Below are 6,590 nucleotides of genomic sequence, written 5' to 3' on the forward strand. Positions count from 1 at the left end.
GCTGGGCCGCGTGCGATCGCCTCGCCAATGCCGCCGCGGCGCTCGGCCTGGCCGAGCGGGCCGAATTGTGGAGGGGCCGCGCCGATTCGGTCCGAGCGCGGATCGAACGCGACGCCTGGTACGCTCCCGAGCAGCGCTTCGCTGCGTCCTTCGGCGGCGGCGATCTCGACGCAAGCCTGCTCCAGCTCGTCGACATGCGCTTCCTCGAGCCAGACGATCCGCGCTTTCTCGCCACGTTCGACGCGGTCGAGAAGGGGCTGCGGCGCGGCGACCATATGCTGCGCTACGCTGAGGAGGACGATTTCGGGCTTCCCGAGACCGCCTTCAACTTCTGCACATTCTGGCTGATCGAAGCGCTTCACCTCGCCGGCCGCCGCGACGAGGCACGCGACCTGTACGAAGCTACGCTTCGGCGGCTGACTCCGGCTGGATTGCTCTCGGAGGACAGCGATTTCGCCACCGGCGAATTGTGGGGCAATTACCCGCAGACCTATTCCCTGGTCGGGCTGATCAATTGCGCGGTTCTGCTGTCGAAGCCGTGGAGCGCGATAAGATGAGCCGGCTGATCGTCATTTCGAACCGGGTCTCGGCACCCCGGGCGGACAGCCCGAACGGCGCCCAGGGCGGCCTCGCGGTGGCGCTCGCAGCGGCTCTCCGCGACCATAAGGGCCTGTGGTTCGGATGGTCGGGCGAGAAGATCGAGACCTTCACCGGCCATATCGACCTTCAGCGCTACGGCGGCGTGACCACGGCGACGATCGACCTGGAGGCGCAGGATGTCGACGAATATTATAACGGCTACGCCAACCGCACCTTGTGGCCGCTCTTCCACTATCGGATCGACCTGGCCGAATATGACCGCAGCTTCGCCGGCGGCTATGAAAGGGTCAACACTCGCTTCGCGGAGACCGTCGCGCCGCTGATCGACGCCGACGACCTCGTCTGGGTCCACGATTACCATCTGATCCCGCTCGGTCAGCAGCTGCGCGAGCGCGGCATCCGCAACCGCATCGGATTCTTCCTCCACATTCCGTGGCCTCCGTCGCGCCTGCTGGTGTCGCTTCCGTTCCACGAGGGACTGGTCCTGTCGATGCTCGCCTACGACGTGATCGGTTTCCAGACCGTCGAATGGCTCGACAGCTTCCGCCACTATGTCGAGCGCGAGCTCGGCGGCCAATGCGATCCCGACGGGACGATCCGAGTCGGAGACCGCGTGGTCCACGCCGCGGCGTACCCGAGGGGAATCGACTATGCCGAATTCGAGCAATCGGTGGCGAGCCATCGCGCCAGCCAGGCGTTCGACCGGATGCGGCGCAGCGCGGAGGGTCGGACAACGATCATCGGGGTCGACCGGCTCGATTATTCCAAGGGGCTGGAGGAGCGCTTCCTGGGCTACCGCCGCTTCCTCGAGGAGCATAGCGACGAGCGCGGCCGCCTCTTCCTGCTCCAGATCGCCCCGCCGTCGCGCGGGGAGGTCGCGACCTACGAGGAGATACGCGAGCGGCTCGACGAGCTTTCGGGCCGGATCAACGGCGAGTTCGCAGAGGTGGACTGGGTGCCGATCCGCTATGTGAACCAGGGCTATGGCCGCGAGGATCTCGCCGGCTTCTACCGCGCCGCGCAGATCGCCTTGATCACCCCCCTGCGCGACGGCATGAACCTGGTCGCCAAGGAATATGTCGCAGCCCAGGACCCCGAGGATCCCGGCGTCCTGATCCTGTCGCGCTTCGCCGGCGCCGCCCTGCAGCTGAAGGAGGCGTTGCTGGTCAACCCCTACAGCAAGGACGAGATAAGCGACGCCATCCTCCAGGCACTCGACATGCCGCGCGAGGAAAGGATCCGCCGCTGGCAGGCGCTCAACGAGATCGTCAAGCGCGAGGATGTGCTGGTCTGGCGGAGGAACTTCGTGAGCGCGCTGGAGGGCTCGCGCGGGGCTGGCGACGGTCACTGAGCCCTGCTCGCCATCCCGGCGAATGCCGGGGTATAGTATCGGAAGGTCACTACGGGTGAGCCGAGATCCCGGCCTGCGCCGGGACGACGGCTCCGCCGTCAGTCCACCAGCTCCACCGCCATGGCCGTCGCTTCGCCGCCGCCGATGCACAACGACGCCATGCCGCGCTTCTCGCCGCGGGTCTCGAGCGCCGACAACAGGGTCGCGAGCACCCTCGCGCCGCTGGCTCCGATCGGGTGGCCCAATGCCGTCGCGCCGCCATGGACGTTGATGATCTCGTGCGGGATGCCGAGGTCGTGCATCGCGATCATCGCGACGACGGCGAACGCCTCGTTGACCTCGAACAGGTCGACATCGGCGACCGTCCAGCCGGCCTTGTCGAGCGCCTTTTGCATTGCGGCAACGGGGGCGGTGGTGAACTTGGCCGGGGCGTGGGCGTGCGCGGCTTGCGCGACGATCCGCGCGACCGGAGTCTTGCCGAGCTTGTCGGCGACCGACTGACGGGTGAGCACGAGCGCGGCCGCGCCGTCGGAAATCGACGAGGCGTTGGCTGCGGTGATCGTACCGTCCTTCGAAAAAGCGGGTTTGAGCGTGGGAATCTTCGACGCGTCGCCCTTGGCAGGTTGCTCGTCGAGCGTGATCGTGTCGGTGCCCTTGCGCCCGACCACCTCGACCGCGACGATCTCGCGGTCGAACGCGCCCGATGTCTGCGCCTGCTGCGCGCGTTCGAGGCTGGCGATGGCGTAATCGTCCTGCGCCGCCCGCGTGAACTGATATTCCTGCGCGGTTTCCTCGGCGAAGCTGCCCATCAGCCGGCCGGGTTCATACGCATCCTCCAGACCGTCGAGGAACATGTGATCCTTCAGCACGTCATGCCCGATCCGCGCGCCGCTGCGGTGGCGCAGCGACAGATACGGCGCGTTGGTCATGCTCTCCATCCCGCCGACCACGAGCAGATCGACCGACCCTGCGGCGAGCGCCTCGGCGCCCATGATCGCGGCCTGCATCCCCGATCCGCACATCTTGTTGACCGTGGTCGCCTCGACATGATCGCCGAGTCCCGCGCCGATCGCGGCTTGACGCGCGGGCGCCTGGCCGAGGCCCGCAGGGAGGACGCAGCCCATATAGATTCGCTCGATATCCTTCGGATCGACCCCGGCGCGCTCGACCGCGCCCTTGACCGCTGCCGCGCCGAGTTGCGTCGCGGATGCACCGGTAAGCGACCCCTGAAAGCTGCCCATCGGGGTGCGGGCATAGGACAGGATGACGATCGGATCGGCGGTCATGACGGAGCTCCGGATTGGTTGGGGGCGATGTAGGGAGGCGGCGCGGTCGGCGCAAACTTTCCCAATCCGTTATCCCCGCGAAAGCGGGGCCCCAGCTTACTGATCATGGTTAGTGAAGCTGGGTTCCCGCTCGCGGGAATAACGGTAGAGGGTGGGAATGGAAACACTCACCACCGTTCTGAAATGGTTCGCATCGGGCAGCGGCATGATCGCCGCGCTGATGGTTTCGCTCGATTCGGGGCGGCGCATCACCGGCTGGGGGTTCGTGCTGTTCCTCGCCTCCTCGCTCGCCTGGATCGCGGGCGCGGTGCTGGCCAAGGATGGGGCGCTGGGCACGCAGAACGCGGCGCTGTTCTTCATCAACCTGTTCGGCGTGTACCGGTATCTGATCCGCAAGAAGGCCGATGGCTGACTGGGTCTGGCCGGTTGGGCTGGGGGTCCTCGGGGCGATCGCCGGGAGTTTCCTCGCGACATTGGTGATCCGTTGGCCACAGGAGCGGTCGGTGATCGGCGGGCGGTCGATGTGCGACGGATGCGGACGGACGCTCAAGGCTTGGGAGTTGGTGCCGTTGGTCAGCGCGCTGGCGGCTCGCGGCCAATGCCGGACGTGCAGCGTGAAGATCGACCCGCGGCACTGGCAGATCGAGCTCTGGTGCGCGGTGCTGGGCGTTATCAGCGGTATCGCGGTGCCCGGCGCGGTCGGCATCGCCGGTGCGGTGTTCGGTTGGCTGCTGCTGGCTCTCGCGGCGCTCGATGTCGCCGAATTCTGGTTGCCCGATGCGCTGACCGCAACGCTGGCGCTCGTCGGACTTGCCTCCATCGCCGTTGCACCGCCCGGCTGGCCCGACCGACTGATCGGCGGCGTCGTGGGATTCGCGTCATTGTGGCTGATCGGGTTTGCCTATCGCCGGTTACGCGGGCGCGAAGGACTAGGTGGGGGCGACCCCAAGTTGCTCGGCGCGATCGGTTTATGGGTCGGCTGGGCGATGCTGCCGTTCGTGGTACTGCTCGCTTGCCTAGTCGGGTTGGCGGCGGTGCTCGCCGCGATGGCGCGGGGCCGGCGCGTGAGCGCGACCGACCGCTTGCCGCTCGGCGCGCTGATGGCGATCGCGGCTTACCCGGTGTGGCTGGTCATGATAGCGTTCGGCGGATGAAGAGGATTTCGCTCGCCCTGTTGGCCATCGCCGCGCCGGCGCTCGCCAGGGACAAGACCCCGCCGCCGCCCGCGCCGATCGTCGTCAGCGTCGACGGCCTGCCGATCGGCGCGCTGCCCAAACAGGATTTACCCGCCACAGGCTGCGCCGCCTATTTGTGGACGCGCGGGCCGAGTCAGGCGCTGATCGCGATGGCGGTGGCCGATCCAGCGACGATCCGCCTGACCATCGACGGCAAGGTTCAGGATTTCGCGCTGAGCGCGCAAAACGGCGCGGGCGGCTACGGCTTCTCGCACAGCACCGAATATAAAGGCGGCGACATCACCGCGACGCTCGACCTGACGATCATCGACAGCGCCGACCTGAAGAACGGTGCGCGGATCGGCGACGCTACGCTGCGGATCGACCGGCCGGGCAAGGATAGCCTGATCATCCCGGCGGGCGGATTGATTGGATGCGCATAATGGAAATTGACCAGACGCTTGCCGCGCAACGCGCCGCGTTTCAAGCCGAGTTGCCGGTGCCGGCAGCGGTTCGTAAGGACCGGCTGAAGCGCGCCGCCGCGATGATCCGCGATCATGCCGATGCCTTCTGCGATGCACTGAGCGAGGATTTCGGGCATCGCAGCCGCGAACAGTCGATGGTCACCGATATCGCCGCGTCGATCGCGCCGATGAAGCACGCGATCAAGCATCTCGACCGCTGGATGCGTCCCGAGCGCCGCCCGGTGACCTTCCCGCTCGGTCTGCTCGGCGCGAAGGGATGGATCGAATATCAGCCCAAGGGCGTGATAGGCGTGATCGCGCCGTGGAATTTTCCGGTGCAACTGGTGATGGCGCCGATCGCCAACATCTTCGCCGCGGGCAATCGCGCCATGGTCAAGTCGAGCGAGTTCACCGCGCGCACGGCGGCGCTGTTCGAGGAGATTTGCCCGCAATATTTCGCCGCAGAGGAACTGGCGTTCTTCTCGGGCGGGCCCGAGGTCGGAAAGGCGTTCGCCGAACTGCCGTTCGATCACCTGATCTTCACCGGCGCGACGGGCATCGGCCGCCACATCCTCCACGCCGCCGCCGACAATCTGACCCCGGTGACGCTCGAGCTCGGCGGCAAGTCGCCGGTGATCGTGGGCAAGGGCGCCAACATTCGCCAAGCGACCGAACGTGTCGCGCTCGGCAAGATGATGAACGCCGGCCAGATCTGCCTCGCGCCCGATTATATGCTCGTGCCCGACGACCAGGAAGAAGCGGTAGTCGACGGGCTGAAGGCGGCGGTATCGACGATGTATCCGACACTGCTGGCGAACCCCGATTACACTTCGATCGTCAACGACCGGCACCACCAGCGCTTGCAGGACTGGCTCGAGGACGCGCGCGCCAAGGGCGCGACGATCGAAACAGTCAATCCGGCAAACGAGGATTTCGGCGGGTCGAACAACCGCAAGATGCCGCTTCACATCGTCCGCGACGCGACCGACGACATGACCGTCATGCAGGAGGAAATCTTCGGCCCGATCCTGCCGGTGCGGCGCTATACGGGGATCGACGCCGCGATCGCCGAGGTCAACCGCCGCGACCGGTCGCTCGGGCTCTATTATTTTGGCGACAACGACGCCGAACGCCGCCGCGTGCTCGACCGCACGATCTCCGGCGGGGTGACGCTCAACGACGTGATCTTCCACATCACCAACGAGGAACTGCCATTCGGCGGCGTCGGCCCGTCGGGGATGGGCGCGTATCACGGGGCGGACGGGTTCAAGACGTTCAGCCACGCCAAGGCGGTCTACCGCCAGCCGAGCATCAACATCGCCAAGCTCGCGGGGATCATGCCGCCTTACGGGAAGACGACGACGGCGTCGGCGAGGCGGCAGATGAAGTGAACCGCATTGCAACTAGCCTTTTAGGGTCATGTGCAACGAACGCGCTGTTGCTCTAGCCAACGCCGCTCCGCGGCGTCGGGAGCCAAGCGCAGCGCGGCATCATAGGCGTCGCGAGCCGCTGCGTCTTGCCCGGTACGCGCGAGGAGGTCGGCGCGAAGCGCGCGATAGGGGAGAAAGTCCGCCAGGCCGGCATGCGCCAGCGCCTCGACTTCCGCCAGCGCCGCCGCCGGACCGCGCACTTCGGCGAGCGCCACCGCGAGGTTCAGGCGCGTGATCGGTTCGTCACGATAGTCGAGCAGCGCGTCGTACAGCACGAGAACGGC

Annotated in this window: 7 protein-coding genes and 1 pseudogene; 6 read left to right on the forward strand and 2 right to left on the reverse strand. The window is 66.7% G+C overall.

Annotation, left to right across the window (positions count from 1 at the left end; translation table 11 throughout):
• On the forward strand, positions 1 to 557 hold a 557-nt coding region (locus tag JWM94_RS10475), incomplete at its 5' end, for a glycoside hydrolase family 15 protein (protein WP_367185884.1).
• Entirely contained in the window at positions 554 to 1,951 is a 1,398-nt protein-coding gene (locus JWM94_RS10480; RefSeq protein WP_299426185.1) for a trehalose-6-phosphate synthase, read from the forward strand. The genes JWM94_RS10475 and JWM94_RS10480, both read left to right, overlap by 4 nt.
• 98 nt (positions 1,952 to 2,049) lie before the next feature.
• On the opposite strand, the gene JWM94_RS10485 is transcribed toward JWM94_RS10480, so the two are convergent.
• Complete coding sequence (locus tag JWM94_RS10485) at positions 2,050 to 3,237, reverse strand: acetyl-CoA C-acyltransferase (RefSeq protein WP_299426189.1); 1,188 nt, start codon at positions 3,235 to 3,237, stop codon at positions 2,050 to 2,052.
• 157 nt (positions 3,238 to 3,394) lie between these two features.
• Between JWM94_RS10485 and JWM94_RS10490 the strand changes: the two genes are divergently transcribed.
• The 4 genes from JWM94_RS10490 to JWM94_RS10505 are packed head-to-tail and all read left to right on the forward strand — an operon-like array spanning position 3,395 to position 6,267.
• On the forward strand, positions 3,395 to 3,649 hold the full coding sequence (locus JWM94_RS10490; protein WP_299426192.1) for a hypothetical protein: 255 nt from the start codon (positions 3,395 to 3,397) through the stop codon (positions 3,647 to 3,649).
• Entirely contained in the window at positions 3,642 to 4,391 is a 750-nt protein-coding gene (locus JWM94_RS10495) for an A24 family peptidase (RefSeq protein ID WP_299426195.1), read from the forward strand. Before JWM94_RS10490 ends, JWM94_RS10495 begins: the two co-directional genes overlap by 8 nt.
• On the forward strand, positions 4,388 to 4,855 hold the full coding sequence (locus tag JWM94_RS10500) for a hypothetical protein (RefSeq protein ID WP_299426198.1): 468 nt from the start codon (positions 4,388 to 4,390) through the stop codon (positions 4,853 to 4,855). The genes JWM94_RS10495 and JWM94_RS10500 overlap by 4 nt, the downstream gene beginning before the upstream one ends.
• Entirely contained in the window at positions 4,855 to 6,267 is a 1,413-nt protein-coding gene (locus JWM94_RS10505) for a coniferyl aldehyde dehydrogenase (RefSeq protein WP_299426201.1), read from the forward strand. The genes JWM94_RS10500 and JWM94_RS10505 overlap by 1 nt, the downstream gene beginning before the upstream one ends.
• A 26-nt stretch (positions 6,268 to 6,293) precedes the next feature.
• Here JWM94_RS10505 and JWM94_RS10510 read toward each other — a convergent pair.
• A pseudogene (locus JWM94_RS10510) lies at positions 6,294 to 6,590 on the reverse strand (RNA polymerase subunit sigma-24); the annotation flags it as partial.

The sequence above is a fragment of the Sphingomonas bacterium genome (assembly GCF_028289855.1).
In the GTDB taxonomy this organism is placed as follows: Bacteria; Pseudomonadota; Alphaproteobacteria; order Sphingomonadales; family Sphingomonadaceae; genus Sphingomonas.

Excerpts from the sequence above, each read along its gene's own strand:
- JWM94_RS10495 (WP_299426195.1), top strand. The coding sequence starts at position 3,642 with ATGGCTGACTGGGTCTGGCCGGTTGGGCTGGGGGTCCTCGGGGCGATC.
- JWM94_RS10490 (WP_299426192.1), top strand. The coding sequence starts at position 3,395 with ATGGAAACACTCACCACCGTTCTGAAATGGTTCGCATCGGGCAGCGGC.
- JWM94_RS10485 (WP_299426189.1), bottom strand. The coding sequence starts at position 3,237 with ATGACCGCCGATCCGATCGTCATCCTGTCCTATGCCCGCACCCCGATG.
- JWM94_RS10500 (WP_299426198.1), top strand. The coding sequence starts at position 4,388 with ATGAAGAGGATTTCGCTCGCCCTGTTGGCCATCGCCGCGCCGGCGCTC.
- JWM94_RS10505 (WP_299426201.1), top strand. The coding sequence starts at position 4,855 with ATGGAAATTGACCAGACGCTTGCCGCGCAACGCGCCGCGTTTCAAGCC.
- JWM94_RS10480 (WP_299426185.1), top strand. The coding sequence starts at position 554 with ATGAGCCGGCTGATCGTCATTTCGAACCGGGTCTCGGCACCCCGGGCG.